The 26,808-nt window shown below is 70.0% G+C and carries 25 protein-coding genes and 2 pseudogenes; 8 read left to right on the top strand and 19 right to left on the bottom strand.

What is annotated here, in order from left to right; translation table 11 throughout:
- Positions 1-201: 201 nt before the first annotated feature.
- The 3 genes from MW084_RS13105 to MW084_RS13095 form a co-directional block, all read right to left on the bottom strand.
- The gene (locus MW084_RS13105; RefSeq protein ID WP_010474951.1) at positions 202-537 is read right to left on the bottom strand and encodes a DUF397 domain-containing protein; all 336 of its coding nucleotides are present in this window, start codon (positions 535-537) and stop codon (positions 202-204) included.
- A gap of 118 nt (positions 538-655) precedes the next feature.
- Positions 656-997 (bottom strand): DUF397 domain-containing protein, encoded by a 342-nt coding sequence (locus MW084_RS13100; RefSeq protein WP_010475988.1) that lies wholly within the window; start codon positions 995-997, stop codon positions 656-658.
- 11 nt (positions 998-1,008) lie between these two features.
- Positions 1,009-1,860: a helix-turn-helix domain-containing protein gene (locus MW084_RS13095; RefSeq protein ID WP_010475986.1), complete on the bottom strand. Its 852-nt coding sequence runs from the start codon at positions 1,858-1,860 to the stop codon at positions 1,009-1,011.
- A gap of 207 nt (positions 1,861-2,067) precedes the next feature.
- Between MW084_RS13095 and MW084_RS13090 the strand changes: the two genes are divergently transcribed.
- Positions 2,068-2,583 carry an ATP-binding protein gene (locus MW084_RS13090; protein ID WP_010475984.1) on the top strand — a complete coding sequence of 172 codons (516 nt, stop codon included), beginning with the start codon at positions 2,068-2,070 and terminating at the stop codon, positions 2,581-2,583.
- A 136-nt stretch (positions 2,584-2,719) separates the two neighbouring features.
- Here MW084_RS13090 and MW084_RS13085 read toward each other — a convergent pair whose 3' ends face one another.
- The 7 genes from MW084_RS13085 to MW084_RS13055 form a co-directional block, all read right to left on the bottom strand.
- On the bottom strand, positions 2,720-3,886 hold the full coding sequence (locus tag MW084_RS13085) for a DUF1266 domain-containing protein (protein ID WP_010475982.1): 1,167 nt from the start codon (positions 3,884-3,886) through the stop codon (positions 2,720-2,722).
- 249 nt (positions 3,887-4,135) lie between these two features.
- Positions 4,136-4,891, bottom strand: a complete 756-nt coding sequence (locus tag MW084_RS13080; protein ID WP_158684384.1) for a hypothetical protein — start codon at positions 4,889-4,891, stop codon at positions 4,136-4,138.
- Between the two features lie 1,080 nt (positions 4,892-5,971).
- Positions 5,972-6,520: a colicin immunity domain-containing protein gene (locus MW084_RS13075; protein ID WP_158684383.1), complete on the bottom strand. Its 549-nt coding sequence runs from the start codon at positions 6,518-6,520 to the stop codon at positions 5,972-5,974.
- A 335-nt stretch (positions 6,521-6,855) separates the two neighbouring features.
- Positions 6,856-7,227 (bottom strand): hypothetical protein, encoded by a 372-nt coding sequence (locus MW084_RS13070; protein ID WP_158684382.1) that lies wholly within the window; start codon positions 7,225-7,227, stop codon positions 6,856-6,858.
- A complete protein-coding gene (locus MW084_RS13065) occupies positions 7,224-11,855 on the bottom strand; it encodes a putative T7SS-secreted protein (RefSeq protein ID WP_275563603.1) in 4,632 nt (1,543 codons plus the stop codon). The genes MW084_RS13070 and MW084_RS13065 overlap by 4 nt, the downstream gene beginning before the upstream one ends.
- The gene (locus MW084_RS13060) at positions 11,855-12,496 is read right to left on the bottom strand and encodes a hypothetical protein (protein WP_010474772.1); all 642 of its coding nucleotides are present in this window, start codon (positions 12,494-12,496) and stop codon (positions 11,855-11,857) included. Before MW084_RS13060 ends, MW084_RS13065 begins: the two co-directional genes overlap by 1 nt.
- On the bottom strand, positions 12,486-13,025 hold the full coding sequence (locus tag MW084_RS13055; RefSeq protein WP_010474769.1) for a hypothetical protein: 540 nt from the start codon (positions 13,023-13,025) through the stop codon (positions 12,486-12,488). The genes MW084_RS13060 and MW084_RS13055 overlap by 11 nt, the downstream gene beginning before the upstream one ends.
- Positions 13,026-13,151: 126 nt before the next feature.
- Between MW084_RS13055 and MW084_RS24335 the strand changes: the two are divergent.
- Both MW084_RS24335 and MW084_RS13045 read left to right on the top strand, forming a co-directional pair.
- Positions 13,152-13,535, top strand: a pseudogene (locus MW084_RS24335) (lytic transglycosylase domain-containing protein); the annotation flags it as partial.
- 54 nt (positions 13,536-13,589) lie between these two features.
- Complete coding sequence (locus MW084_RS13045; protein ID WP_029553821.1) at positions 13,590-14,306, top strand: phosphatase PAP2 family protein; 717 nt, start codon at positions 13,590-13,592, stop codon at positions 14,304-14,306.
- A gap of 125 nt (positions 14,307-14,431) precedes the next feature.
- Here the strand turns inward: MW084_RS13045 and MW084_RS13040 are convergent, their stop codons facing one another.
- Complete coding sequence (locus MW084_RS13040) at positions 14,432-14,629, bottom strand: hypothetical protein (RefSeq protein WP_010474765.1); 198 nt, start codon at positions 14,627-14,629, stop codon at positions 14,432-14,434.
- Between MW084_RS13040 and MW084_RS24730 the strand changes: the two are divergent.
- The 3 genes and pseudogenes from MW084_RS24730 to MW084_RS13030 form a co-directional block, all read left to right on the top strand.
- A pseudogene (locus tag MW084_RS24730) lies at positions 14,618-14,864 on the top strand (hypothetical protein); the annotation flags it as partial. The gene MW084_RS13040 and the pseudogene MW084_RS24730 sit on opposite strands and share 12 nt — an antisense overlap.
- A 13-nt stretch (positions 14,865-14,877) precedes the next feature.
- The coding region (locus tag MW084_RS13035; protein ID WP_275563602.1) for an SCO4651 family lipoprotein at positions 14,878-15,634 on the top strand (757 nt) is incomplete at its 5' end.
- A gap of 175 nt (positions 15,635-15,809) precedes the next feature.
- The gene (locus MW084_RS13030) at positions 15,810-15,998 is read left to right on the top strand and encodes a hypothetical protein (RefSeq protein ID WP_010474761.1); all 189 of its coding nucleotides are present in this window, start codon (positions 15,810-15,812) and stop codon (positions 15,996-15,998) included.
- 57 nt (positions 15,999-16,055) lie between these two features.
- Here the strand turns inward: MW084_RS13030 and MW084_RS13025 are convergent, their stop codons facing one another.
- Positions 16,056-16,409: a metal-sensitive transcriptional regulator gene (locus tag MW084_RS13025; RefSeq protein ID WP_029553819.1), complete on the bottom strand. Its 354-nt coding sequence runs from the start codon at positions 16,407-16,409 to the stop codon at positions 16,056-16,058.
- Positions 16,410-16,597: 188 nt separating this feature from the next.
- Here MW084_RS13025 and MW084_RS13020 point away from each other — a divergent pair, with 188 nt between their 5' ends.
- Positions 16,598-17,218, top strand: a complete 621-nt coding sequence (locus MW084_RS13020; RefSeq protein ID WP_010474758.1) for a DUF47 domain-containing protein — start codon at positions 16,598-16,600, stop codon at positions 17,216-17,218.
- Positions 17,219-17,224: 6 nt separating this feature from the next.
- Complete coding sequence (locus MW084_RS13015) at positions 17,225-18,223, top strand: inorganic phosphate transporter (RefSeq protein ID WP_010474756.1); 999 nt, start codon at positions 17,225-17,227, stop codon at positions 18,221-18,223.
- 140 nt (positions 18,224-18,363) lie between these two features.
- Here MW084_RS13015 and pstB read toward each other — a convergent pair whose 3' ends face one another.
- From pstB to MW084_RS12980, 7 genes are all read right to left on the bottom strand, one after another.
- Entirely contained in the window at positions 18,364-19,140 is a 777-nt protein-coding gene (gene pstB / locus MW084_RS13010) for a phosphate ABC transporter ATP-binding protein PstB (protein ID WP_010474754.1), read from the bottom strand.
- A 66-nt stretch (positions 19,141-19,206) separates the two neighbouring features.
- Positions 19,207-20,289: a phosphate ABC transporter permease PstA gene (pstA, locus tag MW084_RS13005; protein ID WP_010474752.1), complete on the bottom strand. Its 1,083-nt coding sequence runs from the start codon at positions 20,287-20,289 to the stop codon at positions 19,207-19,209.
- Positions 20,286-21,284: a phosphate ABC transporter permease subunit PstC gene (pstC, locus tag MW084_RS13000; RefSeq protein WP_010474749.1), complete on the bottom strand. Its 999-nt coding sequence runs from the start codon at positions 21,282-21,284 to the stop codon at positions 20,286-20,288. Before pstC ends, pstA begins: the two co-directional genes overlap by 4 nt.
- A gap of 103 nt (positions 21,285-21,387) precedes the next feature.
- Positions 21,388-22,518, bottom strand: coding sequence for a phosphate ABC transporter substrate-binding protein PstS (gene pstS / locus MW084_RS12995; protein WP_010474747.1), 1,131 nt, complete (start codon positions 22,516-22,518; stop codon positions 21,388-21,390).
- A 270-nt stretch (positions 22,519-22,788) separates the two neighbouring features.
- The gene (locus MW084_RS12990; protein ID WP_010475494.1) at positions 22,789-23,196 is read right to left on the bottom strand and encodes an NUDIX hydrolase; all 408 of its coding nucleotides are present in this window, start codon (positions 23,194-23,196) and stop codon (positions 22,789-22,791) included.
- Entirely contained in the window at positions 23,193-24,146 is a 954-nt protein-coding gene (locus MW084_RS12985) for a CHAD domain-containing protein (protein ID WP_010475496.1), read from the bottom strand. The genes MW084_RS12990 and MW084_RS12985 overlap by 4 nt, the downstream gene beginning before the upstream one ends.
- On the bottom strand, positions 24,133-26,391 hold the full coding sequence (locus tag MW084_RS12980) for an RNA degradosome polyphosphate kinase (RefSeq protein ID WP_010475498.1): 2,259 nt from the start codon (positions 26,389-26,391) through the stop codon (positions 24,133-24,135). The genes MW084_RS12985 and MW084_RS12980 overlap by 14 nt, the downstream gene beginning before the upstream one ends.
- Positions 26,392-26,808 lie beyond the last annotated feature (417 nt).

The following is a 26,808-nucleotide window of genomic DNA, read 5'->3' as shown; positions in this document are numbered from 1 at the left end:
CGCCCGCGGCCCCGGTAAGGGCGACGCGGGCGGTGCGGAAGGTGTCGCGGATCTGACCGCGGCCGACTTCTTTGTTTCACCGATGTTCATTCGCGTACGCCACGCGTTCGCTCGTGACCGGGCTCGGGTCGCATGAGCCGGGTGCCGGGTGCCGGGTGCCGGGTGCTGGAGGTCACGGCTCGGGGGCTCGGAGCTCGCGGCTCACCCCGCGAGCTGGTCGAACTCTCCGTCCCGTACTCCGGCGGCGAAGGCGTTCCACTGGGGGAGAGTGGTGGTGACGACCACGTCCCGGCTGTCGGGGTCCCGTAGTTCGATGAGTTCGCCGGGGCCGTGTTCCGCGTCCGGGAGGGGTAGGCGTCCGGCTTCGATGGCTTCGCGCCACGCCTGCCAGGTGGCGGGGGTGAGGGTGAGTATCGCGCCGGTGGGGTCGCTGCTCTCGGTGAGTCTGACGGCGCCCCCGGGCGCGGGCGCGAGGTGTATGCAGGCTTCGCCGGTGCCGCAGTACGAGGACTTCCGCCAGCTGGCTGTCGAGGTCATGTGGACGGTCCTTTCACCAGCGGTTCGCTCAGGTTCGGTACGTGTCGGAGCTGCACCCTGACCACGTCGGGGGCGACGCAGCCGTACGTACGGGCCATCGCGCGCACTTGGCCACGGCTCATCCCGCGAGCTGGTCGAACTCTCCGTCCCGTACGCCGGCGGCGAAGGCGTTCCACTGGGGGACGGTGGTGGTGACGACCACGTCCTGGTTGTCGGGGTCCCGCAGTTCGAGGAGTTCGCCGGGGCCGTGTTCCGCGTCCGGGAGGGGCAGGCGCCCGGCTTCGATGGCTTCCCGCCACGCCTGCCAGGTGGCGGGGGTGAGGGTGAGTATCGCGCCGGTGGGGTCGCTGCTCTCGGTGAGTCTGACGGCACCCCCGGGAGCGGGCGCGAGGTGTATGCAGGCTTCGCCGGTGGCGCAGTGGGAGGACTTCCGCCAGGTCCGGCCGTACGCAGTGCGCATCAAGGGTCCCTTCAGAGGTGTCGGGCGATGTGATGGATGAGGTCGCGGGATTTCTCCGGCCCGAGGGCCACCGCTTCCATGCGGGCCAGGAGGAGCCGGTACTCCTCCAGTTCGGAGGGAGCGTCCAGCAGGACCGGGCCGTGCGACTGGTCGAGGTGGACGGTGTCGAGCTGCGGTACCGGACCGCAGACGAAGTGCACCGACTGTCCGGCGCCGGGGAAGGCGCCGACGTCGAAGGGGATGACCAGGACGGTGATGTGGGGCCGCTCGCTCATGTCCAGCACGTGCCGGAGCTGCATCCTGGCCACCTCGGGTCCGCCGACCTTCATGCGCAAGGCGGCTTCGTGGATGATCGTGCTGTACGGGATCGGTTGCGGCCCGTGGAGGACGGCCTGGCGCCGGATGCGGTGGGACGCCCGCTGCTCGACCTCCGACGGCGGTGCGACGGGAAGCATCTGGCCGAAGATCTCCCGGGCGTGGTCGAGCGTCTGCAGCAGACCGGGGATGTGGGTGGTGTACGCCGTCCGCAACGCGGTCGCGTGGTGCTCCAGCTCCGCGAGGTCCAGCAGACCCGGCGGCAGCGTCCCGCGGTACTCCTCCCACCAGCCCTTCGTGCGTTCACCCGCCATGGCCGCGAGGGCGTCGACGTACGACTGGTCGGTGCAGCCGTACGTACGGGCCATCGCGCGTACCCGGTCGGGGCTCACTCCGAAGCGGGCCCTTTCGACGTTGCTCAGTTGCCCGGAGCTGGTGCCCAGCCGCTGAGCCGCCTCGGTCGAGGTGAGGCCCGCGCGTTCGCGCAGGCGGCGCAGCTCGGCGGCGATGCGGGCGCGCCGCGCGGTGACGGGCGGCCGTGAGGTCATGCAACTCCTCCTGGAGAACAACTGGTTGCCCCGTCACCCACACGGGCGGTTCCGGCACGAGAACCCTGGATTTTCGCAAAGAATCTTTGCGATGGCTCTAGTGTCTGCCCCAGGCCACCCGCCTGGAAGCGCACCGGTCGACGGGCCGGCAGAGCCACCGGGCACACGTACGTTCGCCTCAACTCTCCACACCGACCGGAGACTTCCATGCCCTTCACCGTAACGCCGCCGTGGGCCTACGTCCTCCAGCTTCCGCAGCACCCGTGCGGCCCCGGCATCGCCCGGAGCACCGTCCGCACCGTGCTGGCGGCCCACGGAATGCAGGCCCTGACCGCCGTCGCCGAACTCGTCACGAGCGAGTTGGCCACCAACGCGTACCTGTACTCCGACACCCCGTACAGCCTGCATCTGTACGCGACCGAGCCGGGGCGGCTCCGGGTGAGCGTGTGGGACAGCAACCCGCACATCCCCGCACCGTTCCGGGGTGGTACGGCCGTCCCGGCGCGGGACGACGACGACGAACACGGGCGCGGGCTGCGGCTCGTGGAGCTGTGCGCCGACGACTTCGGCGCGCACCCGCTGGGCGACGGTCCCTTCCGCGACGGCGGCCCCTCCGGCGACGGCAACCCCTTCGGCGACGGCGGTGGAAAGCTGCTCTGGGCGGACTGCGCGGCGCCGGTGGCAGAGGGAGAGGTGGAGCCCGCCGGACTTCGCGGTGCGTGACCGTGCCGCGCGGTACGGGACGGCCGGTGCTGGACAGGCCGCCCCACGCCGGACAGGCCGTCCCGCGCCGAGCGGTGAACCGGTGCGAAGGCTCCGGCGCGGTACGGCGGTCGTCCGGGCGGCAGACCCGGAGCCGTCAGTTCCACGGGATGGTGAGCCAGGGGCTGGCGGGGTCGGACATCAGGACGCGGTGGCCGGTGAGGGCGGTCTCGTACCACTCGCCGAACTCCTCCTCGTCGAAGTGGAGGCAGCGGCCGAGGATGTAGGCGGCGGAGAAGTCGGCCCACGAGCGGTAGTTGGTGTGGACGAGCCGACCGGCCCGGACGACGGCCGCCTCGGCCTCCGCGAGGGTGCCGTACCGCGCGCCCAGGCCCCAACGGGCCATGCCCGCGGCCCGCCCGTAGTCCCATGCCTCGGCGGTCCGGACGTACCCGTCCTCCGGGAGCAGGCCGTCGGCGCGGAACCGGGCCTCGTAGCGGGCGATGCGGCCCACCAGTCGCCGGACCCCGGCAACGCGCGACTCGATCGCCGTGGGGGAGACCGTACGGCTCGCGATCACCCCGTCGGGGGTCAACCGTGGCTGCGCGGCGGCCTCGGCCCGAGCGCGGAGCACGCCCTCCACCGCGTCGCGCCAGTGTTCCAGCGACACCGGACCCGCATAGTCCTGCACCAGCGAGCGACGCACCTGGAGGACGAACTCCCACACGTCGCTGACCATGTCGGCGCTCAGGAGCCGTCGCAGCGCGTTCGACCAGTCCTCGCGGGTCGTGATGCCCCACCACTCCTCCAGCCGCTGCCTCTCGTGCCGGATGCCGCCACCGTGGTAGCCCATGGTGTTCCAGAACTCGCCGTTCCGTACGGAGAGGTGGGCGCCGACCGCGAGGCCGAAGGCGACGGGGCCCTGGAGGGGGCCGCCCACGTCGAGGCGGTGCACCGCGTCCCGCGCCGGCCCGACCCGCTGGACCCTCGCGTCGTGCTGCAACCACAGCGCCCGGCCCTCGGGCGTCGCCGGGAGGACGCCCTCGCACGGGCTGCCCGGGTTCACCACGAGGTACGGCGGATCGCCCGGCTCCCACACGCGGGCGAGCCAGCCGAGGCTCTGCTGGGTGAACACCGGGTCCGGGACGGGCGCGGGGAGCATGCCGGTGGTGTGGACGGCCAGGCACTTGGACCTGGTGTGCGGGTTCCAGTAGGGCAGAAACAGGATGCGGTCCGGCTGCGCCTCGACCGCCGCCCGGGGCTGCGCCAGGTACAGGTGGGACCCGGCCACCACGTCGTAGTAGGCGGGCCAGTCCCCGCGCATTCGCGCCTCGTACAACGCGCGCTCGATGCCGCTGGGCGGCTGCCAGCCGGGCGGGGTGCCGTGTTGTTGGTGCGTGTGGCTCACTTCGGGTGCCTGTGGTCTGGTCGGTATGGGATCGGTGATGTGGAGATGAGGGGATCGATCCTTGTCGCTTTTACCGGGAGCCCGCAAAGAAACGGTGCATGGTGGTCATGGGCGTGCGGTGTCCCTGATCGCTTCAGGATTCCCCCTGATTGATTGTTTCGCGGGTTAGTGGCCGTACCACCTCTCTCGTTGATCCTCTATCTGACTCAGCAGGGCCTTTTGCCTGGGATCCGCAGGCAGTTCGGTTGCCCTGAGTCGCAGCGTCTCTAGTTCTTTCAGTGCGTCGGGGCCCTCTTCCGCCATCAAGTCGTAAGTCGGCTGTACGAAGAATCTCATCAAATCCCTGAAGAGGAGCCGGAGAGGGGTGGAGGTTGGCTGCTCCGAGGGCCCCTCGGCTCCGTGAGTGAGGTGGTCTGCCGGTTCCTCCAGAATCCAGCCCGCGTACACCCCCCTCTCGAACACCAAATCCAGGTGCTTCGCGATTTTCAGCCGCCTGATGTCGGGCCCCTGTGATGGAGTGGGGAGTAGTGAGCATACGAGCAGGTCGGCTTGCTCGCTGATCCACCTTGTGCTGGCGGGAGGAATACCGAAATTTTCGGCCGAAAGCGCTCGAAGTCCTCCCACGGCAGGCGTGGCAGTGAGCCATTCGTAGGGCTCCCGACCCGTTGCGAACTCGACTTCGGGGACACGCAGGCTCAGTGAGGAAAGCTTTTTGTCGCACTTTCTGAAGCGGAACTCGTCATCGCCGGACCATAGCCAGTCCATGCTGCCGAACGTCTCGCTCAGCAACCTCTCATGCGCATGCCGGTCTATGGCCGGGCAAACACATACGGCGGGGATGTCCAGGGCAAGCCGGGGAGTGCATGGAAGTTCTTCTTCGGTGAGTGTGACGAGGGTTTCGGGGCCGAGTTGGAGTTGCATGGTGTCGAGTGTGGCCCCTCAACGGCCCTCAGGATGATGACGGGGTTCCTTGCTTCTCGATCTCATATTTTTCAGCGCCTGACCTTATATCCCTGCGGCCTACTTGAACATTTTCCATCGAAGAATCAGGCCACCTGTTAGTCGGTCCCACGTAGAGGGCCGAACCTTGAGGGTGCTCGATGATCACCTTCGTCCTCGTGCCAGGAGCAGCTAGCCGCATGCACGTAACCTTCTCCTCCGTTCAACAGGAATAGAGAGCCGCATGTGGTGTCGATTACCATGTTGCCCAGAAGGCCACGCCGCTCTTTCTCGTTTGCCTCGTGAATACTGAGGCGGTGAAAGTTGGGTCTGAGGTGCATCAAGGTCACGGCAGGAAAGAACACGTCGATTCTGCTGCAGTAGTCGTGAGGATGAAAGCTCCTCAGGAGCAGGGTCGAGTGGCTTACCGAATACTGCCAGACCTGAAAGTTCCGGTCCCAGGATCCGATTTCTCTCATTCGCTCTCCCCGCATGGCGCATTTCGCGCTCGATGGCGAGCCGGCCATCCCCAGTTCCTGTTTCGTGGATTCTGCTGATCGACCAATGATAATAAGGAGGCATCGATTCTTTCATGCGGTTCATGTTGAACGCGCACTCAAAAGTTCATCGGGCCCGCCCCGGGCACTACTCGGAAGCCCAGGGATTTGCTGGCCTGAGTCGATAGTTCGATGAGGTGCTGCCGACTTACTGTCGGCATCTCGTGGTCGCTATCAGCCATGAACTGCAGGAAATCAATTGGGAGATCGATGAGGTATTCTCGGACGTAGGCTGAAAGATCTCCACGCCAAACGTTTCTCCGTCTGACAGCAGGGATGATCCACCTGGGACTTTGAACCTATTGCCGATGACGTCGACGGTGAACTCCATGATGTCGGATACGGGATGGCCGGACTCCAAGTATTTGATTACTTTGGCACTCTGGTAAGGGGTGCGGTGGGTCAAGTGATCGAAAATGGATTCTGTGAACAAATCATGGCAATCCGGGTTCATTTCTCGAAAAAATCCGACAAAACGCATGGGATTACCCCAAAAGAGTGGAGTTTATCTTGACTTTTTCATTTCTTGGAGGGTGTGGCGCACGATCGCAATCAATTCGTCGTCGCTGATGTCGCCTTCCTCGCGCAGCGCGGTGTCGATTGAGTAGTCCTCCAGTGCGTAGAAAACTCGATCAAGGAGTCGCCCCAGAGGTTCTTTCAGTCGCTCGCGTCGTCCCAGGGCGCGGCGACGTGCTGCCAGCCAGCCCCGGGCAAAACTTTCCGGCGTAGCAGATCCCTCACACAGCGCCTCCATGAGAGAAATCTGCTCAGCAGTTGCTGACCCATACTCCACTTCTTGTAGGAGGGTGCGTGCGGTCTGTCCGCGTACAGAGCTGTCGGTCGTCACGCCTTCCAAGAGATAGCCGTCCTCTTGAGGTGGGGCGGAGGCGAGAAAATCGCTGAGGAAAAGTTCGGTGTTCTCCGTCAATGACTGCCCGTCGAGCCACACCGACTCGCACTCGGGACACAGGTAGAAAAATTGCCCTGTGTCTTTCCTTTGAGATCTCTGGAGCCAATCTTGTCCGCAATGGGCACACGCGATTCGATTGCTCATTGGCGAGGCCAACTCCTTGGGAATGCGGTGACTACTTCGTTTCCGTTTTCCACGGTGATTGAAATATAGTTTTCGCCAGGATTGTAGCCGACTTGGCGATCCACAGGGATGATATAGGTGGTTCTGGCTCCCTGTGGCAATACTTCCACGGCGAACGCGCGTCGTTCCCATGCTTCGTCAACGGTCTCGAATATTCCGGCTCGGCCTGTATCGAAGACGCCATGGGCAGGCTTGCTGGGGTTTTCGCGCGCATGTTGCAACACGTGAATGATGCCATGCTTTGGTTCTGCTCTTGTGTGTTCTATGCCAGGTCTGTAGTCGAGCCCCGATGGCCCTCAAGAGGAGGACAAGATTTTTTGCTTTTCGGTCTCGTAGATCTCCAGCGCGTGAGCCTCGTGTTCGTAGTAGGACTCCCAGAAACCAACCTGATTCCACGGTTCTGGGCACAACGAAAAAGATCCGGTATCGAGCTGGAAGTACTGCCAGGTTGGTGGTAGATGGTGGCACGTCACGGTGAAGGCTCTGCTGTCGAAGAGGGCGGAATCCTCCCCGGCGATGAATTCGACCCGAAATACAGTTTCACCTCCACTGCTTGAGAACACTTCAAGAACCACGTACTCTCGGCCTTCTCTGAGTGCGCCGACTCCTTGCAGGATTTTAGGGTCCGGCGTTTGGGGAAGAGTGAATTTAACGCGCATCTTCCTCACCTTCTATTCATGACCACTTTGTAGTCGTACAGGAGGATCTTACCTGTTTCATGGTTGTAGTAGTAGTGCACCTGAAAGTCTCCGTAAGGGGACTGATGTGTTTCTGTGCTGTATTTACCCCACTCTTTTAAGGTGCTTCCATCTGCGGTCATGAGATCTCGTACGATAGAATTTCCTATCTTTTCGCCGCTAGTTATGCGACGAGACCCGGCGATTGCCTCCGCAGTAAGCCATCCTTCTTCGGTGAAGATTGATTGGGCTGATTCCCTGCGTAGTTGATCGGCGAGGTTTTCCCCTTCAAGTGAACCGGATATGAAGTTTCCGTTGGCCTGCTTCCCCTCTTGGAGAGGGCAAGGCGCCAGCCCCAGCGGGTCGGTCCAGGTGTGAGGATTGTCGACGTACGCCGCCGGGTTCGGCGCCGGGGCCAGTCCGAGCGGGTCGGGGCTCAGGTATCTGGCGGTCTCCGGGTCGTAGTGGCGGAAGACGTTGTAGTGGAGGCCGGTCTCCGGGTCGTAGTACTGGCCGGGGAAGCGGAGCGGGGTGTACGTGGTGCTGGCGGAGGACCAGGTGGTGGTGCCCCACAGGGTGGTGCGGGTGTGCCAGGCGAGGGCGCCGGACTCGTCGACGAGTTCGGACGGGGTGCCCACCAGGTCGGTGACCATGGAGAAGAAGCGGGCGTCGACGGCCTCCTGGGGGGCGTCCCGGCGCAGGAGGCGTTCGGTCTGGGCGAGGGGCTGGAGGCCCTTGTGGTCCCAGGTCAGGGCGACCGGGTGGGGGAGGTCCGGGGAGTCGGTGGTCTGCTCGCAGAGCGTGGTGCCGTCCCAGGTGAAGACGGTCTCCTCCAGGACCGTCTCGCCGTCGTCCGCCAGGCGCCGCTTCGCGGTGCGGCGGCCCAGCGGGTCGTACACGTAGCGCCAGACCGTGCCGTCGGGGGTCGTCACCGAGGTGAGGCGGTCCTCCGGGTCCCAGGTGTAGCGCCAGGTGTCCGGTCCGCGCGACAGGCGGGGCTTTCGGCGGAGGACGACGCGGCCCTGGGCGTCGTGCTCGTAGCGGACCCGGCCCGCGCGGGTGATGCGGGTGCCGGTGTACGCGCGGGGGCCGGTGGCCTCCCGGCCGGGGTGGGAGGCGGGCCAGGCGGCCTGTGTCTGGTTGCCGGCCTCGTCGTAGGCGTAGCGCTCCGTCCAGTCCGCCGCGTGGACCGCCGTCACGCGGCCGGCGGCGTCCAGGTCGAAGCGGCGGGGACCCGCGAGGAGGTCGTCGACGCCGGTCAAGTGGCCGTCGGGGCGGTAGGCGTAGGCGCGGTCCTGGAGGGTGCGGCCGGGGGTGCCCGCGTGCTGGTGGGTGAGGCGGCCGGCCGCGTCGTACGCGTGGGTCAGGCGGAGGGCGCCGGGCAGGTGGCGGGCGGTCTCCCGGCCGGCCGCGTCGTACGCGAAGGCGAGGGTGCGGCCCGATGTGGTGAGGTGCGTGTGGCGGCCGGCCGCGTCGTACGTCCACTCGCTCACCGCGCCCGTGGGCGTCGTGCGGCCGGTGCGGCGGCCCGCCGCGTCGTACGCGTACCGCAGCTCCCGGCCGTTCACCGTCTCCGACAGCAGGCGGCCGTGGCGGTCGCGGAGGCGGGTGAGGGTGACGTCGGGGGAGGCCGCCTCGGCCAGTTCGTCGAAGACGTCGTAGGCGAAGGTGGTGACCGTCCCCGCCGCGTCCTTGCGGACGGTCCGGCCCAGCGCGTCCCGCTCGTAGCGGACCGTCTCGCCGAGGCCGTTGGTCCGGGCGGTCAGCCGGCCCGCCGGGTCGTGCTCGTACGTCAGCGTGCGGCCGTCGAAGTCGGTCTCCGACCGCAGGCGGCCCGCCGCGTCGTACGTGTACGTCCAGGTCAGGCCCTGCGGGTTGCGGACCTCCACCAGGCGCAGGTCGGTGTCGTGGGTGAACTCGTGGCGGACGCCGTCCGGGCCGGTGCGGGCCTTCAGCAGGTCGAAGTGGGTGTACTCGAAGCGCGACACCCCGCCGAGCGCGTCCGTGTGGGTGAGGCAGTTGCCCTCGCCGTCGTAGGTCCACGTCTGCTCCGTGCCGTCCGGTTCGACGCGGCGGGACAGCCGACCCTCGGGGGTCCACTCCAGGCGGGTCGTCGCGCCCAGCGGGTCGGTGACGGCCGTCGGGCGGCCGAGGGCGTCGCGGGTGCAGCGGGTCGTGGCCCCGAGGGCGTCGGTGACGGCGACGGGTAGGCCCGCGGCGTCGCAGCGGACCGCGGTGGTGTGCCCGAGCGGGTCGGTCACCGAGGTGAGGCGGCCCGCGTCGTCGTACGCGAACGTGGTCGTCGCGCCCGACGGGTCCGTCACCGAGGTGCGGTTGCCGCGCTCGTCGTACGTCTGGCGCACCACCCGGCCGTCCGGGTGGACGATCCGCACCGGGAGGCCCCGGACGTCGTACTCCGCCCTGGTGCGGCGGCCGTCCGGGCGGGTCACCTCGGTGAGGTTGCCGTCCTCGTCGTAGGTGAAGCGCGTGGTGTGGCCCAGCGGGTCCGTGTGGGACAGCAGGCGGTTGCGGTGGTCGCGTTCGTACCGGGTGGTCGCGCCCAGCGGGTCGGTCTCGGCGACGACCTGGTGGGCGGCGTTGACCAGGTAGCGGCGGGTGGCGCCGGCCGGGGTGGTGACCGTGGTGACGCGGTGGCCGGTCTCCGGGTCGGTCTCGTCGTAGGTGAAGCGGTGGGCGAGGTGGCCGTCCTCGCCGCCCTGGGCGACGCACCTGTCCAGGTCGTCGTAGGCGTAGTCGTAGCGGCTGCCGTTGCGGTCCGTCCAGGAGGTGATCCGGCCGCGGTCGTCGTAGGCGAAGCGGAGGGGCAGGCCCGAGGAGTCGACCACGTCGGTCAGGTGGCCGTCCGTGTAGCCGTAGCGGACGAGTTCCAGGTCCGTGCCGTCCGGTGCGCCGCCCGCCAGGTGCAGGGCCGTGACGCGGCCGTCGCGGGTCGTCAGCCTCAGGTGGGGGCCGCCGTGGCGGACGATCGACGTGGGGGCGCCGTCCTCGTCGTACTCGAAGGTGATCAGGTTGCCGTTGCGGTCGTCCACCTGGCCGAGCAGGGCGCGGCCGGGCCGGTGCTCGGTGAAGTGCCAGGTGCTTCCCGTCTCCGGGTCGGTGACGGTGTAGCCGCCGTCGGCGTCGCGGCTCAGCGGCCGGCGCGGGCCGTGGCTCGGGAGCGTCGGCACGCCGGGGGCGGGGTGCGGGTACGACAGGAGCAGCCCGTCGTCGCACACGAGGACCACGCCCTGCGCGTCGATCTCCAGCCGCTGGTCCGCCGTGGAGGCCCACGACGGGCCGAACCAGCGGCCCGCCCGGTAGTCCGACGCGACCCGGCGGCGGAAGACCAGCGGGAGGACGCCGGGGAGGACGGCGTCGGTCTGGACGAGGAACACGGCGCCCGTCGCCAGGTCGACCGGGTCGGTGTTCCCGGAGCAGACGGCGTCCTTGGTCCGCGACTGCTCCGTCGGTTCCGCCGTCCCCTGGCGCGCCGCCTGCGCCGCGTCGTCCGCGCCGTGCCGTACCGCGCCCTTCGCCCCCGCCGCCACCGTCCTGAGGCCGCCCGCGCCCTTGGTGCCCAGGAGTTCGGGGATCAGGCGGCCGGCGGCCTCGCTCGGGTCCTTCTTCGCGGCCTCCCAGGCCCCCTCCAGCGCCTGGTCGGGGTGGACGGTCGTCGTCACCAGGCCGGCGAGGGTCATGTTGGTGTTCTTGTAGTACTCGGCCGGGTGCGTGACGTTGTACGGGTCGACCGGCAGGAGCGAGCGGACGAAGTTGGTCACGCCGATCGTGCCCTTCACCGCGCCGCCGACGAAGTGGAGCCTCTCGATCCCCTGGGCCATCGCGGTGTCCTGCAGGGCGGCGAGCACCGTCCGGCCCGCCGACGGGTCGGGGGCGTGCCGCAGGGCGGCCTTCACCGAGGCCGCGGCGGCCCGCGCGGCCTCGTCCCGCTGCCGGCGCGCCGCCGCGAGGACCTCCTCGGCCTGCTCGCGCAGTGCCGCCCCCGGGTCGGTGAACTCCGGGGGCCTGGGGAGCGGACGGTCCGACGTGAGGGAGGCGTTGTACGCGTCGACCTTCGCGTTGTGCGCGTCGACGGCCTTCTTCGACTCCTCCCGGCCCTTCCGGTGGAGGTCGACGGCCTCCCGCGCCATGGCCTGCGCCCGGGTGAGGACCTTCGCGTACGCCCCCAGGGCGGCCGCCGCCTCGCCGCAGGCGCCGGCCGCCCGCAGCCAGTCCGCGGGCAGCAGGGCCGACTTCTCGCGGAACGCGTCGGCGGCCTCGCCCTTCCAGTCGGCGGAGTCCAGGCGCTTCAGGGCCTGGCCGACCGTGTCGAAGGCGCTCTCGAAGTCGCGGAGGTTCTTGGCCGTGGCCTCGATCGCGTCCGGTCTGCCGTGCACGAGTTCGTCGGCCTGCTCGGTCTGGCCGAGGCGCTGCTCGGGCACGTCCACGCCGAGCGACGAGGCGGTCTCGTCGCCCCAGTCCTCCAGGTCGTCGGCGAGGCCCTCCGCGCCGACGTGGTCGAGGAGCGCCCCGGTCCCGTCGGTCGCGCGGTCGATCGCCTGGCCGACGAAGCGCTTGGTGCCGTCCCAGGCGTTCCCCAGACCGTCCCAGACGCCGCCCATCAGCCCGCGTCCTCCGGTGAGCCCCCGGCGCGCCGGACGGCTTCGTCCGACGGGTCGAACACCTCGCGCTGGAGCGCTTCCATCCGCTCGCGTTCGCCGCTGTCGTAGACGCCGAGGTCCTCCAGGGTCCCCGTGCTCTGGTACATGACGTCGTAGGCCACGTCCTTGTTGACCTGCTTCACCTCCTCGTGGGCGGCGCGCAGCGACTCGCCGCTCCAGTCGGCGCCGTCGGTGGGCCGCTGGTCGCGGATCTCCTCCCAGCTCTTGGCCTGGACCTCCTCCTCCGACAGGTGGGGGTTGCCGTTGATGCCGTTCACGACGACCTTGACCGTGCCCTTGACGTACTGGTCCTGCTCGTGGAGCCACCCCGCGGCGAGGCCGACGGCCACCGCGAACTCGTTGCCGCGCTGCATGAGGGTGCGCACGCCCCAGCCCCAGCGGTCGCAGAAGGCGCCGAACTCGTCGGCCAGGCCCCGGTGCCCCAGCTCCATCGCGGACAGCGCGAGTCCGGAGAAGCCGTTCCCCGCCGCGGCGTCGCCGATCGAGGTGAGGCCCTTCAGCTCCCCGTGCGCCTTGTCGATGCCCTCGGCCAGCAGCCGGGCGATGTCCGGCGGCAGCCTCAGTTCCGGTTCACCGCTCATGGAGTCCCCCCTCGGGCTCGTCGTCGAGATCCACCGCCGCCGCGTCCGGCACCACGCCCCGGGCCGGCGGGAACAGCACGCCGTCCGCGCCGCCCGCGTCCAGCGCCACGCCCCCCGGGACGCCGAGCAGCGGCACCATGACGTCCAGCAGCCGCGCGCCCAGCACCGTGCGGTACTCCCACGTCCGGTCCGCCTCGCCCCTGGCGTGCGCGAAGCGGGCCAGGGACTCCTCGTGGGAGAACGCGCAGATCCAGCGGACGCCGCCCCGGTCCGCCGTCCACAGGCCGCCGCCGGGGGCGAGCGGGACGAGGACGGCGGTGCGGCGGAACTCCCCCAGCAGGACGGCGAACTCCCACCGGATTTCGGCCTCGGCGTCCGGAACTAATCGTTGCAGTTGCGGCTTCGGTATCCGCCGTTCGGCCGGCGCGGCCGCCGCACCCGGTGGCGCGTCCAGGTCCGCGATCCGTGACGACCTGCGCGGTTTCCCCGCGGTGGCCGTCTTCTCGTGGCCCGCCCCCCAGCTGGTCATGAGACGGATCATCACATGTGCTGGTTTTCGGATGCAATGGGGTTCCGCATCCGACCGTGTGGGGGAACCGACACCTAGACTGAACGAGGCGCGAATGGCTGTCCTACTGCGTACGGGGGTCTGACGGTGCGTAAGACGTGGCTGGTGGGCGGGGTCGTCATCGGCGCCTGCCTGAGTTTCGTCGCGCTCCTCGTCGTCGGGACCTACGTCGTCGCCGCCCAGCTCGCCGGCGGGGGCGGCACGCGGGGGGCCGTGGGACTGGTCAAGGGCGCCGTCCCGGCCGCGTACCAGCCGCTGGTGCAGCGCTGGGGGAACCTCTGCCCGGCGGTCAACCCGGCGCTCCTCGCCGCCCAGCTCTACCAGGAGAGCGGCTGGAACCCCCGCGCCCGGAGCCACGCCCAGGCCCAGGGCATGGCGCAGTTCATCCCCGGCACCTGGGCGGTGCACGGGGTCGACGGCGACAAGGACGGCGATCGGGACGTCTGGGACCCCGACGACGCCATCCCGTCGGCCGCCTCCTACGACTGCTCATCCACCGCAACACAAGGCAAGGGGCCGCGACGCATGGCCGGACTCGCATCGGACGGTACGAACCCCGATGTCAGCCTGCTCTACGACATCAACGGGCTGGCGAAGGCCGCCCCGGGCTGGTTCGACCGCGCCATGGGGTTCACCGGCGAGTACGGGATCATGGCCGGACTCGGCCTGCTCCTCCTCTGGTGCTGGTGGGGCGTCCGGCGGCGCGGCACGCCGGAGGAGTCCGCCTCCGCGACCGCCGGGATCGTCTGGGCGCCGCTCGCCGCCGTGATCGCCCTGCTGGTCAACGTCCCGATCCGCGGTTTCGTCGAACGCCCCCGGCCGTTCCGCGAGCACCGCGGGCTGGAGGTCCTCGTGGCGGGCAAGACGGACTTCTCGTTCGTCAGCGACCACTCCACCATGGCCATGGCGCTCGCCGTCGGCCTGTTCATCGTCCACCGGCGCTTCGGCCTCGCCGCCCTGGCCCTCGCCCTCGCGGAGGGCTTCTGCCGCGTCTACATGGGCGTCCACTACCCGACCGACGTCGTCGGGGGCTTCGCCCTCGGCACCGCCGTCGCCCTGCTGCTCGCCCCCGCCGCCCTGGCGCTGCTGACCCCGCTCACCTCCGCCGTCGCCCGCTCCCCGCGCGCGGGGCGGCTCGTACGGTCCCGGAAGGCGCCCCGGGGCGGCGCGCGGCACGAGACGGTCGCACTGGCGGACCCGCGCCGCGAGGTGGGCGGCGGGGAACGCGGTCTCGCCGCCTGACCGCGGCCCGGACGGCGCCCGGACGCCGCCGTCCGGCCCGCCGCGGGCCCGGCCCTTGCCCGTCCGCCGTTCCCGAGGGGGCCGTCCGTACGGTCCGGCCGTCCACCCCCGCCCCGGCCGCGGCGTCACCGCGGCGGGGGCGGTCCCTGCTCCGACAGGTGGACGACGGCGTCCGTCCGGGCCCGTTCACGGGAGCGGCGGGCCGGGCCGTGCCAGCCGCAGGCGCAGCGCGCGAGGGCGAAGGCGCCGCGTTCGGTGGTGGTCGTGCGGTGCGGAACGCCGTCGGCGTCCGGCCGTGCTGAGGGCGCGTCATGCGGGTGCACGGCCCCACGGTACCCGGGGTGCGGGAGGGCGTGACGGGAGATGGGAGCGGTCGTTATGCGAATGGGTCGTCTCCCGGTCGTCGAGGCCGCGGGCCGGAGGCCGGCCCGCGGCACGGTGTCGGGATGAGGCGGGCGATGGTGGTGCGGAGGCTCAGGCGGGCGGGCGGCGCGGGCGCCGCCACCACGGCGGCGGTGGCGGCGCTGGCCGCGGGGCTCACCGGATGCTCGCCGGGCCNGGCCGGCGCCGNCCCGCCCGCCGGGGCGGCCGCCGCGGACGGCGAGCGGGCCGGGGACGGCGCCGGGGGCGGGCCGCTCGACGCCGTGCGCTCCGCCCCCGACCTGCTGGAACGGGCCGGTACGTCACGGGCCAGGACGGCCCTGGAGATGGCGACCGGCGGCACGCGGCTGACCATCGAGGGCGAGGGCGGCTACGACTTCCGCGCCGGCCGCGGCCGGGTGCGGGTCCTGCTCCCCGAGGACGGCGACCGGCCGCGCCGGGGGATCACCGAACTGTTCACGCCGGGCGCCCTGTACATGAAGAACCGCGGTGCCGGCGTCCCCGTGGACAAGTGGGTACGGGTCGACACCACCTCCCTCGCCGACGGCAACCTGGTCACCGGCGGCGCCACCGATCCCGGTGCGGCGGCCGAACTGCTCAGGGCCGCGCGGCGGGTCGCCCTCGTGGGCGAGGCCCGTCTGGGGGGCGTGCCGGTCGTCCACTACCGGGGGACCGCCGACATCGCGGACGCCGCGAGGCTCGCCCCGGCGCGGCTGAGGGGGGCGCTGGCGGCCGCGGCGAAGGGGTTCGCCACGGACACCGTGCCGTTCGACGCGTACCTGGACGAGGCGGGACGGCTGCGGAAGGTCCGCCACCGGTTCAGCTTCGCGAACGGGGAGCGGGAGGTCGACGTGGTGTCCACGACGGTGCTGTACGGGTTCGGCGCACCCCTCGACATGCGGCTGCCGCCGGTACGGGACATCTACACCGGGAGGATCGCCGGCTGAGCCGGGACCTCCCGGAGCCGGGTCCGCGGGGCCGGAGCCGGTGCGGATCGGCGGGGCGGGGAGGCCGCGGAAGGCCGTGCGGGCGGTCCCGAGAATGGTCCGGACGAGTCATGCGCGGTGCGTGCCGCCCTCCCTACGCTGGGAAGCCGACAGCGGCTGGAAGAGGTGAACGCGCGTGGCCCCGCCCCCCGGCACGACGACCGTCCAGGACCACGTGGCGCTCGCCGAGATCGAGCTGTGCGGGGAACTGATCATCGCCGCTTCGGCGACCGAGGCCGAACGGCTCAGCGCCGACCGGATCGACGAGGTGCTGAAGGTGGCCCCGGGGCCGGTGGAATCCCCGGGGGACCGGGTCTGGGGATAAACGGACACCCGAGGCATACCGCGCAGATGATCGATCGATTTCGGACAGCGCCGTACGTCAGGTCCGCATCATCCGGGCGATCGCCTTCGTGGCCTCCTCCACCTTGGCGTCGATCTCGTCGCCGCCCTTCGTCGCCGCGTCGGCGACGCAGTGCCGCAGGTGCTCCTCCAGCAGCTGGAGCGCGAAGGACTGCAGCGCCTTCGTCGACGCCGAGACCTGGGTGAGTATGTCGATGCAGTAGACGTCCTCGTCGACCATCCGCTGCAGGCCCCTGATCTGGCCTTCGATCCGGCGCAGCCGCTTGAGGTGCTCGTCCCTCCGGGCGTGGTACCCGTGCACCGCGTGACCGTGGTCGCCGTGGGCCTGCTGGGCCTCCGGGACCGGAAGGCCGACCGGCTCGGTGGTCGTCATGCGTCCTCCCGTCGTCCGCAAAGGGCGATATACCCCTCGCGGGTATATGGTACCGATCCTCGCGGGATTGTGCGGGGTCGGTTCTGCTCACTGTGCCCGATGGGCGACACTGAGGAATGCCGGTTCGCCGTGGCCGGATGATGCGCCTAGCATCAGCCTGACCGACACCATGCACCGAAGGACCCCACGTGCGCTTTCGTCTGACCCCCCGGGAGACGAGCTTCTACGACATGTTCTCCGCGTCGGCGGACAACATCGTCACCGGCTCGAAGCTCCTGATGGAACTGCTGGGAGCGGAGGCGTCCGCGAGGACCGACATCGCGGAGCGGATGCGTGCGGCCGAACACGCCGGGGACGACGCCACCCATGCGATCTTCCACCAGCTCAACTCGTCCTTCATCACGCCGTTCGACCGCGAGGACATCTATGCCCTGGCCTCTTCGCTCGACGACATCATGGACTTCATGGAGGAGGCGGTCGACCTCGTCGTCCTCTACAACATCGAGGAACTGCCGAAGGGTGTCGAGCAGCAGATCGAGGTGCTGGCCAGGGCCGCCGAACTCACCGCGGAGGCGATGCCGCACCTCCGCACGATGGACAACCTCACCGAGTACTGGATCGAGGTCAACCGGCTGGAGAACCAGGCCGACCAGATCCACCGCAAGCTGCTCGCCCACCTCTTCAACGGCAAGTACGACGCCATCGAGGTGCTGAAGCTGAAGCAGATCGTGGACGTCCTGGAAGAGGCCGCCGACGCCTTCGAGCACGTGGCGAACACGGTGGAGACCATCGCCGTCAAGGAGTCCTGAGGTCCCGTGGACACCTTCGCACTGGTCGTGACCGTCGGGGTCGCGCTCTTCTTCACGTACACGAACGGCTTCCACGACTCGGCGAACGCCATCGCCACGTCGGTGTCGACCCGGGCGCTCACCCCGCGCGCCGCGCTGCTGATGGCCGCGGTCATGAACCTGGCCGGCGCCTTCATGGGCAGCGGCGTCGCCAAGACCGTCAGCGAGGGCATCATCGCCACGCCGGTCGGCGACAAGGGGATGGCCATCCTCTTCGCCGCGCTGGTCGGGGCGATCACCTGGAACCTGATCACCTGGTACTTCGGGCTTCCCTCGTCGTCCTCCCACGCGCTCTTCGGCGGCATGGTGGGCGCGGCGCTGGCGGGCGGCACGGAGGTCATCTGGTCCGGCGTGGTCGAGAAGATCGTCATCCCGATGTTCGTGTCGCCGTTCGTGGGGCTGCTCGTCGGGTACCTGGTGATGGCCGCGATCATGTGGATCTTCCGCAAGGCGGGACCGCACCGGACGAAGCGCGGCTTCAGGATCGCGCAGACCGTGTCCGCCGCCGCCATGGCGCTGGGCCACGGCCTCCAGGACGCCCAGAAGACGATGGGCATCGTGGTGATGGCGCTGGTCATTGCCGACGTCGAGCAGGCCGGGGCCCCGATCCCGCTGTGGGTGAAGGTCGCCAGTGCGCTGATGCTGTCGCTCGGCACGTACGCGGGCGGCTGGCGGATCATGCGGACGCTGGGCCGGCGGATCATCGAGCTCGACCCGCCGCAGGGGTTCGCCGCGGAGACCACGGCGGCGTCCGTCATGTACTCGGCGTCGTTCATGTTCCACGCGCCGATCTCCACAACGCACGTGATCACGTCCGCGATCATGGGCGTGGGTGCGACGAAGCGGGTCAACGCGGTGCGCTGGGGCGTCGCCAAGAACATCGTCCTGGGGTGGTTCATCACCATGCCGGCCGCCGCGGTGGTGGCGGCGGTGAGCTTCTTCGCGGTGTGGTTCCTCGTCGGTTAGCGGTCTTCGCGCCGGCTGGCGGTCTTCGCGCCGGTGCCGGAACAAAGCGGGCCCGCCCTCCCTGGGAGTGGGAGAGGGCGGGCCCTTCGTCCCGCGGTGGCACCGCCATGCAGCACCGCGGGACACCTGGGGGAGGGAGATCAGCCGAATCGCCCGGAGATGTAGTCCTCCGTGGCCTGGACCGACGGGTTGGAGAAGATCCGGTCCGTCTCGTCGATCTCCACCAGCTTGCCCGGCTGACCGACGGCGGCGAGGTTGAAGAACGCCGTGCGGTCCGAGACGCGGGCGGCCTGCTGCATGTTGTGGGTCACGATGACGATCGTGAACTGCTCCTTCAGCTCTCCGATCAGGTCCTCGATCGCCAGGGTGGAGATCGGGTCCAGGGCGGAGCAGGGCTCGTCCATCAGCAGGACCTCCGGCTCGACCGCGATGGCGCGGGCGATGCACAGGCGCTGCTGCTGGCCGCCGGAGAGGCCGGAGCCGGGCTTGTTGAGGCGGTCCTTGACCTCGTTCCAGAGGTTCGCGCCCTTCAGGGAGCGCTCGACGATGTCGTTCAGCTCGGACTTGCGGTAGTTGCCGTTCAGCCGCAGGCCCGCCGCCACGTTGTCGAAGATCGACATGGTGGGGAACGGGTTCGGCCGCTGGAAGACCATGCCGACCGTGCGGCGCACGGCGACCGGGTCGACGTCCTTGCCGTAGAGGTTCTGGTCGTCCAGCATCACCTTGCCCTCGACGCGGCCGCCGGGGGTGACCTCGTGCATCCGGTTGAGGGTGCGCAGGAACGTCGACTTGCCGCAGCCCGAGGGGCCGATGAACGCCGTGACGGAGCGGGGCTCGACGGTCATCGAGATGTCGTCGATCGCCTTGTGGTTGCCGTAGTACGCGGAGAGGCCGCTGACGTCGATTCGCTTGGCCATCTTCAATCACTTCCAAGTGTGCGCCGCGATCCGGTGGAGCCGGGCGCGGAGCCGGATGTCGAGGCCTTAGCGGCCGGTCTTCGGGGCCTTCCAGCGGGCGATGCCGCGGGCCACCAGGTTGAGGATCATGACGAAGGCGATCAGGACGAGCGCGGCGCCCCAGGCACGGGCCACGGAGGCGTCCGTGCCGACCGAGTACTGCTCGTACACGTAGAGCGGCAGCGACGCCTGGGCGCCCTCGAACGGGTTCGAGTTGATCAGCTTCGTACCGAAGACGAGGAGCAGCACGGGGGCCGTCTCGCCGGTGATGCGGGCGATCGCGAGCATGACGCCCGTGGTGATGCCGCCGATCGCGGTCGGCAGGACCACCTTGAGGATCGTCTTCCACTTGGGGACGCCCAGGGCGAGGGACGCCTCGCGCAGCTCGTTCGGGACGAGCTTGAGCATCTCCTCCGTGGAGCGGACGACCACCGGCATCATCAGGATGGCCAGCGCCATCGAGCCGGCGAAGCCGGAGGGCCCGAAGCCGAGGATCAGGTTCCAGGTGGCGAGGATGAACAGGCCCGCGACGATGGACGGGACGCCCGTCATGACGTCGACGAAGAAGGTCACGGCCTGGGCCAGCCGGCCCCGGCCGTACTCGACCAGGTAGACCGCGGTGAGCATGCCGATCGGTGCGGCGATGACCGCGGCGATGGCGACCTGCTCGATGGTGCCGAGCAGCGCGTGGTAGACGCCGCCGCCCATCTCGGCGTCGAGGACGCCGTTCATCGAGTGGGTGAGGAAGTACCCGTCGACGACGTCCAGGCCCTCGTCCAGCGTGACCCAGGCGAGGGAGGCGAGCGGGACGACCGCGAGGACGAAGCAGACCCAGACGAGGCTGGTCGCGACGCGGTCCTTGGCCTGGCGGGCGTTCTCGACCACGGAGGTGATGACGTAGGTCGCGACGACGAACAGCAGGGCGGCGATCATGCCCCACTGGGTGCGGCTCTCCCAGCCCGCGGCGAGGCCGATGCCCACGCCCGCGGCCACGGAGGCGACGGCTATGGCGGCCGGGGCCCAGCGCGGCATGCGCGCGTGGGCGAGCGGGGCGTGACGGCGCGCGGGGGCGGCGACGGCCGGCTGCTGCTTGTGGACGGCGTGGCTCATGCGTTGGCCCCCGAGTACTCCTTGCGGCGTCCGATGATCCAGCGGGCGGCGCCGTTGACCAGCAGCGTGATGACGAAGAGGACGAGACCGGAGGCGATCAGCGCGTCGCGGCCGTACTCGTTCGCCTCGTTGAACTTGGCGGCGATGTTCTGCGCGAACGTGCCGCCGCCCGGGTCGAGGATGTGCCCGGAGATGAGGAAGCTGGGGGAGAGGACGACGGCGACGGCCATCGTCTCGCCGAGCGCGCGGCCCAGGCCCAGCATGGAGGCGCTGATGATGCCGGAGCGGCCGAACGGCAGGACCGACATGCGGATGGTCTCCCAGCGGGTCGCGCCGAGGGCCAGGGCGGCCTCCTCGTGCATGCGCGGGACCTGGAGGAACACCTCGCGGGTGACGTTGGTGATGATCGGCAGGATCATGATCGCCAGCAGGATGCCGACGGTGAACATGTTCCGCGCCACGCCCTCGTCGGACTTGTCGAAGATGTACGTCCAGCTCATGTACTGGTCGAGCCACTTGTTGAGGCCGCCCAGGTACGGCACGAGGAAGATCGCGCCCCACAGGCCGTAGATGATGCTGGGCACGGCGGCGAGCAGGTCGACGACGTACGCGAGCGGCGCGGCGAGCTTGCGCGGCGCGTAGTGCGAGATGAACAGCGCGATGCCGATGGCGACCGGCACGGCCAGGACCATGGCGATGATCGAGCTGACGATCGTGCCGTAGGCCAGGACGGCGATGCCGAAGACGGGCGGGTTCCCGGCCGGGTTCCACTCGGAGGTGGTGAGGAAGTTCCCCTCGTTGTCGGCGATGGCGAGCGCCGCCCGATACGTGAGGAAGACGGCGATCGCCGCCATGATCACCAGCAGGGTGATGCCGGAACCGCGGGACAGCCCCAGGAAGATCCGGTCACCCGCCTGCGACGGGGTGGACGACTTCGGGGGCTTGCTTTCGTTCCGCCCGGGGGGCGGTGGTGTGTGTGTGCTGGCTGTGGCCATCGTTGTGTTTCTCCGGTCTGCGGAGCCTCGGTGGGCTCCTGGCGGCGGTGCACCGGATGCCGGGGCCGGCCCGGTCCAGAGTGGACCGGCCCCGACGGGGTCGTCAGGAGAGGGTGGGGACGATCTCGCGGACCTTGGTGGCGATTTCGGCGGGGAGCGGGGCGTAGCCGGCGTCGGCGAGGACCTTCTGGCCCTCCTCGCTGACGGTGTAGTTGAGGAACGCCTTCAGGGTCGGCAGGGTCTCCGCCTTGTTGCCCTTGTCGCAGGCGATCTCGTACGTGACGAGGATGATCGGGTAGGCGCCCTCGGCCTTGGTCTTGTAGTCGAGGGACAGGGCCAGGTCGCTGCCGGTGCCCTTGATCTTGGCGGCGGCGATGGCCTTGGAGGCGTTCTCCGTGGTGGCCTCGACCGGCTGGGAGGCGCCCGTGTTCAGCTTGACCGTGCTGATGTTGCCGGACTTGGCGTAGGACAGCTCGAAGTAGCCGATCGCGCCGTTGGTGTCCTTGACGGCGGCGGCTACGCCGGAGGAGCCGTTCGCGGCCTGGCCGCCGGGGGCGGGCCACGACTTCGTCTTCGGGTCGTGCTTCCAGTCGGCGGCGGCGGCCTCGCTGAGGTACTTGCCGAGGTTCTGCGTGGTGCCGGACTCGTCGGAGCGGTGGAAGGCCTGGATCGCCACGTCGGGCAGCTTGACGCCCGGGTTGAGCTTGGCGATGGCCGGGTCGTTCCACTTCTTGATCTTCGAGTCGAAGATCTTGGCGATGGTGGAGGCGTCGAGGACGAGGTTGTCCACGCCCTCCAGCTTGTAGCCGATGGCGACGGGGCCGCCGACCATCGGGAGGTTGATGCCCTTGCCGCCCTTGCAGATCTTCTGCGACTCGGCGACCTCCTCCTCCTTCAGGGCGGAGTCGGAGCCGGCGAACGCCACCTGGCCCTGGTTGAACTTGGTGATACCACCACCGGAGCCGATGGCCTGGTAGTTCACCTCGACGCCCTCGCAGGCCGCCTGGAAGTTCTTGACCCACAGGTCCATGGCGTTCTTCTGGGCGGTCGAGCCCGCGGCCAGGAGCTGGCCCTTGGCGCCCTCGCACTTGATGTTCGACGCGGTGGTGGTCTTCTTCTCCCCGGTCGGGCTCGCGTTGTCGTCCGAACCACACGCCGTGAGAACCAGGGCGCCGGAGACGGCGAGGGCGCCGAGCGCGGTGGCGCGAAGCCCGGTCTTGCGATGAAGCTTCACTTTCGGGTGTTCCTTCCAGTAACCGCCGAGCTGCGTGGCCGCGTGGTCCGTTTCCATGGCCGGTCGTACGGCGGCGTGTGTCGGGGTGGTGGTGGTGCTTGTTCAGTCACCTTGTGAGGCTGAAATTAGGCAGATCAGGTGAAGCCGTCGGCGGGTGCGAGTGAACGTGAGGTGAACCGTGTTGTAAGTGCCGGTGAGTAGCCCTGCACGCCTTGTTCTCACGGATCCCATGCGGCTCCTTCACCTCCCCCGTCACAGGCGCACCAGCGGTCACAGGGTGGCCAGGAACCAGGTGATCAGGGAGCGGTCCTGCGGGTGGGTCAGCACCTCCCGGGCCTCCCCGGGGGCCAGCCAGCGCAGTGCGTCCACCTCCTTGTTGGGGGCGAAGGACCCCGCCGTGGCCTCCGCCGACCAGTAGGTGACCTCCTTGTCCCGGGTACCCGCGCGGTAGCGGACCGTGCCCAGCAGCGCGCCCGGCTCGCACACCCGGCCGGTCTCCTCGCGGACCTCCCGCACCGCCGCCGCCCGCAGCTCCTCCCCGGCCTTCACCTTGCCCTTGGGGAACGACCAGTCGTCGTACTTGGGCCGGTGGATCAGGCACACCTCCACCGAACCGTCCGCCGCCCGCCGCCACAGGACGCAGCCGGCCGCCCGGACGACGCCGGCCCGGCCGTTCACCGTGCCGTCACCGCCGTGCGCCGCCAGGCCCGGTGGAAGGCGCGGCGGGCGGCCTCCACCTCGTGGCGCTGGTCGGCGTGGAGGACGCCGAGGGCGTACGCCGTGGCCGGGGCGATGCGCGGGGTGTGCGCGGCCGTCGCGGCGGCGGCCGCGGCCTCGGCGGCGTCCCGGTGCCGGTCCAGCGCGGTCGCCGCCTCGTACAGCTCGGGAACCGGGGAGGACCGCACCTCCAGGGCGTACCGGTGGAGGCGCAGCAGGAGGCGCACCTGGTGCCAGGGCGCGTCCTGCCGCTCGCCGCCCACGGCGGGGCTCATGGGGAGGGCCGCCACGGCGTCCAGCAGGCGCCGCTCCGCCGTCTCGGCGGGCACCGGCAGGACCTCCTCGGCGGGGGACGACGCGGCGGGCCCGAACGGCACCTCGGACGCCAGCAGGGCCACCGCGTCGGCCACCGCGTGGAACCGGGAGGACCCCAGCGCCTCCAGGGCGGCCGAGTGGGCGCGCGTCCGGGCGAGGGTGAGCTGCCGCTCCAGCAGGGCGCCGGCGCGTGCGGCGCCCATCGTGATCGCCTCGCCGCCGGCGCGCGAGGCCCCCGGGCGGGCGCCCCTCGGCGCCGGCACGGGGCCGCCGGTCAGCCGGGACAGCGCGTCGGCGAGGCGGACGAGCCGCGAGGTGCAGGCGTGCTCCTGGGCGAGCGTGCCGGAGAACCAGGTCAGCTCGGAGCGCAGGCCGTCCGCCCACGTCCCGTCCAGGAGCGGCCGGAAGGTGTGCAGCGTCCCGCTGATGCGCCGGGCGGCGGCGCGCAGGGCGCGGGTGGCCTCCTCCGCGCCGACGCTGTCCGAACCGTTGCTCTCCATGTGCAGGCGCAGGGCGCGCAGGAAGTCGTTCGCCCGGGCGTGGAGGTACGGCGCCAGCACCTCGCCGGCGGACACCTGGCGGTCATGGTTGTGCACGTCGGCGCCTCCGGGCGTCTATGAGCATCTGCTGGACGTGCCGCAGCGGACGGCCTTCGGCGTCCGTCGCGTGCCGGGTCCATTCCCCGTCGGGGCCGAGGTGCCACGACGAGGTCGTGTCGGCCATGCCGGTCTCCAGCAGACGGATCAGGGCCGCGCGGTGCGCCGGGTCGGAGACCCGCACCAGCGCCTCTATGCGGCGGTCGAGGTTGCGGTGCATCATGTCGGCGCTCCCCAGCCACACCTCGGGCTCCCCTCCGTTGCAGAAGGCGAAGAGGCGGGAGTGCTCCAGGAAGCGGCCGAGGACGGAGCGGACCCGGATGTTCTCCGACAGGCCGGCGACACCGGGGCGCACGGCGCAGATGCCGCGCACCCAGATGTCCACGGGCACGCCGGCCTGCGAGGCGCGGTAGCAGGCGTCGATGACGGCCTCGTCGACCATCGAGTTGACCTTGATGCGGACGTACGCCGGGCGGCCCGCGCGGTGGTGGGCGATCTCCTTGTGGATCCGCGCCACCAGTCCGTCGCGCAGCGACTTGGGCGCGACGAGCAGCCGGCGGTAGGTCTCGCGGCGCGAGTAGCCGGACAGCCTGTTGAACAGGTCCGAGAGGTCGGCGCCGACCTGCGGGTCGGAGGTGAGCAGGCCGAGGTCCTCGTAGAGGCGGGCGGTCTTGGGGTGGTAGTTGCCGGTGCCGACGTGCGAGTACCGGCGCAGCGTCTCGCCCTCCTGGCGGACGACCAGGGACAGCTTGCAGTGGGTCTTCAGCCCGACCAGGCCGTACACGACGTGGCAGCCGGCCTCCTCCAGCTTGCGCGCCCACTTGATGTTGGCCTGCTCGTCGAAGCGGGCCTTGATCTCGACGAGGACGAGGACCTGCTTGCCGGACTCGGCGGCGTCGATCAGGGCGTCGACTATCGGCGAGTCCCCGGAGGTGCGGTAGAGCGTCTGCTTGATCGCGAGGACGTCCGGATCGGCCGCCGCCTGCTCCAGGAAGGCCTGCACGGACGTGGAGAAGCTGTCGTACGGGTGGTGCAGCAGCACGTCCCGCTCGCGCAGCGCGGCGAAGATGTCGGGCGCGGACGCCGACTCGACCTCGGACAGGTCGCGGTGGGTGCCCGCCACGAACTTCGGGTACTTCAGCTCGGGCCGGTCCTGGCCCGCTATCCCGAACAGCCCGGTCAGGTCGAGCGGCCCGGGCAGCGGGTACACCTCGGAGTCCGAGATCTTCAGCTCCCGCACCAGCAGGTCGAGGACGTACGGGTCGATGGACTCCTCCACCTCCAGCCGTACCGGCGGGCCGAAGCGGCGCCGCATGAGCTCCTTCTCCAGGGCCTTGAGGAGGTTCTCGGTGTCGTCCTCCTCGACCTCCAGGTCCTCGTTGCGGGTGACCCGGAACATGTGGTGGGCCAGCACCTCCATGCCGGGGAAGAGCTCCTCCAGGTGCGCGGCGATGACGTCCTCCAGCGGCACGTACCGCTGCGGCGACGCCTCCAGGAACCGCGACAGCAGCGGCGGCACCTTCACGCGCGCGAAGTGGCGGTGGCCGCTGACCGGGTTGCGGACGACGACGGCGAGGTTCAGCGACAGCCCGGAGATGTACGGGAAGGGGTGCGCGGGGTCCACGGCCAGCGGCGTGAGCACCGGGAAGATCCGCTGCCGGAACAGGGTGAAGAGGCGCGCCTGCTCCTTCTCGGTCAGGTCGGGCCAGCGGATGAGGTGGATGCCCTCCTCGGCCAGGGCCGGGGCGACGTCCTGCTGGAAGCAGGCGGCGTGCCGGGCCATCAGCTCCCGGGAGCGGGTCCAGATCAGGTCGAGGACCTCGCGGGGCTGGAGCCCGGAGGCGGAGCGGGTGGCGACGCCGGTGGCGATGCGGCGCTTGAGGCCGGCGACCCGGACCATGAAGAACTCGTCGAGGTTCGACGCGAAGATGGCGAGGAAGTTCGCCCGTTCCAGCAGCGGCGTCGCGGGGTCCTCGGCCAGTTCCAGGACCCGCTCGTTGAAGGCGAGCCAACTGCGTTCGCGGTCCAGGAACCGGCCCTCGGGCAGCTCCGTGCGCACGCCGTCGGCGTCCTCGCCCCCGTCCTCGTACGGGTCGAGTTCGCCGTCGGCGTCCGGTGAGAGGTCGGCCGGTGCGCCGGACGCGCTCCACAGCCGGTGCGCGGCTATGGACCCCACGGGTGGTTGCGCGTTCGGACCGGAGGGCTGTACCTGCTGGACCGGGACCTCTGCGGGCTGCTGGTTCATGGCACCATTCTTCCGCGCCAGGCGCTGGTCAGGCGCGTCGGAGCGCCCGGGAAGGCGGACGCGGCGGGCTTCATTGGCCGAGCTTCGCAAGCGTGTCTGAATGGTCGGTGACGAGGACGTGACGTCCCGGGTGCCGAGCCGTGCGGGCGGAGTGTGTACGGGAGGGCACTCCCGGTTCCTTCCGTACCGCCGGGCGCCGCGGTTGTGCGCGGGCGGGCGCGTCGGAAGGGCCGGACGCACCCGGCGCCCCCGTCCGTACGCGATCGCCCTCCGGCTCGCGTACCGGCCTCCCCGGGGCCCGCACCGCCCCGCCGCCGCGGGCGGTCCGCCGGCCCTCTCCCCGTCCCTGAACCGCGCCGACAAGCCCCGGGTCCGGAGACCGCTTCCTGCTCCTCGGGGACGGCGGCCGCCGGGGNG

The organism is Streptomyces sudanensis (genome assembly GCF_023614315.1).
In the GTDB taxonomy this organism is placed as follows: Bacteria; Actinomycetota; Actinomycetes; order Streptomycetales; family Streptomycetaceae; genus Streptomyces; species Streptomyces sudanensis.
This window is presented reverse-complemented; position numbering and strand designations above follow the sequence as displayed.

What these genes read in the sequence shown, in the direction of transcription:
- pstA (WP_010474752.1), bottom strand. Translation starts at nt 20,289, where the DNA reads ATGAGCCACGCCGTCCACAAGCAGCAGCCGGCCGTCGCCGCCCCCGCG.
- MW084_RS13090 (WP_010475984.1), top strand. Translation starts at nt 2,068, where the DNA reads ATGCCCTTCACCGTAACGCCGCCGTGGGCCTACGTCCTCCAGCTTCCG.
- MW084_RS13065 (WP_275563603.1), bottom strand. Translation starts at nt 11,855, where the DNA reads ATGGGCGGCGTCTGGGACGGTCTGGGGAACGCCTGGGACGGCACCAAG.
- pstB (WP_010474754.1), bottom strand. Translation starts at nt 19,140, where the DNA reads ATGGCCAAGCGAATCGACGTCAGCGGCCTCTCCGCGTACTACGGCAAC.
- MW084_RS13085 (WP_010475982.1), bottom strand. Translation starts at nt 3,886, where the DNA reads ATGCGCGGGGACTGGCCCGCCTACTACGACGTGGTGGCCGGGTCCCAC.
- MW084_RS12980 (WP_010475498.1), bottom strand. Translation starts at nt 26,391, where the DNA reads ATGAACCAGCAGCCCGCAGAGGTCCCGGTCCAGCAGGTACAGCCCTCC.
- MW084_RS13055 (WP_010474769.1), bottom strand. Translation starts at nt 13,025, where the DNA reads ATGACCAGCTGGGGGGCGGGCCACGAGAAGACGGCCACCGCGGGGAAA.
- MW084_RS13080 (WP_158684384.1), bottom strand. Translation starts at nt 4,891, where the DNA reads ATGCAACTCCAACTCGGCCCCGAAACCCTCGTCACACTCACCGAAGAA.
- MW084_RS13045 (WP_029553821.1), top strand. Translation starts at nt 13,590, where the DNA reads ATGGCCGGACTCGCATCGGACGGTACGAACCCCGATGTCAGCCTGCTC.
- MW084_RS13100 (WP_010475988.1), bottom strand. Translation starts at nt 997, where the DNA reads ATGCGCACTGCGTACGGCCGGACCTGGCGGAAGTCCTCCCACTGCGCC.
- pstC (WP_010474749.1), bottom strand. Translation starts at nt 21,284, where the DNA reads ATGGCCACAGCCAGCACACACACACCACCGCCCCCCGGGCGGAACGAA.
- MW084_RS13095 (WP_010475986.1), bottom strand. Translation starts at nt 1,860, where the DNA reads ATGACCTCACGGCCGCCCGTCACCGCGCGGCGCGCCCGCATCGCCGCC.
- MW084_RS13025 (WP_029553819.1), bottom strand. Translation starts at nt 16,409, where the DNA reads ATGACGACCACCGAGCCGGTCGGCCTTCCGGTCCCGGAGGCCCAGCAG.
- MW084_RS13060 (WP_010474772.1), bottom strand. Translation starts at nt 12,496, where the DNA reads ATGAGCGGTGAACCGGAACTGAGGCTGCCGCCGGACATCGCCCGGCTG.
- MW084_RS13075 (WP_158684383.1), bottom strand. Translation starts at nt 6,520, where the DNA reads ATGAGCAATCGAATCGCGTGTGCCCATTGCGGACAAGATTGGCTCCAG.
- MW084_RS13105 (WP_010474951.1), bottom strand. Translation starts at nt 537, where the DNA reads ATGACCTCGACAGCCAGCTGGCGGAAGTCCTCGTACTGCGGCACCGGC.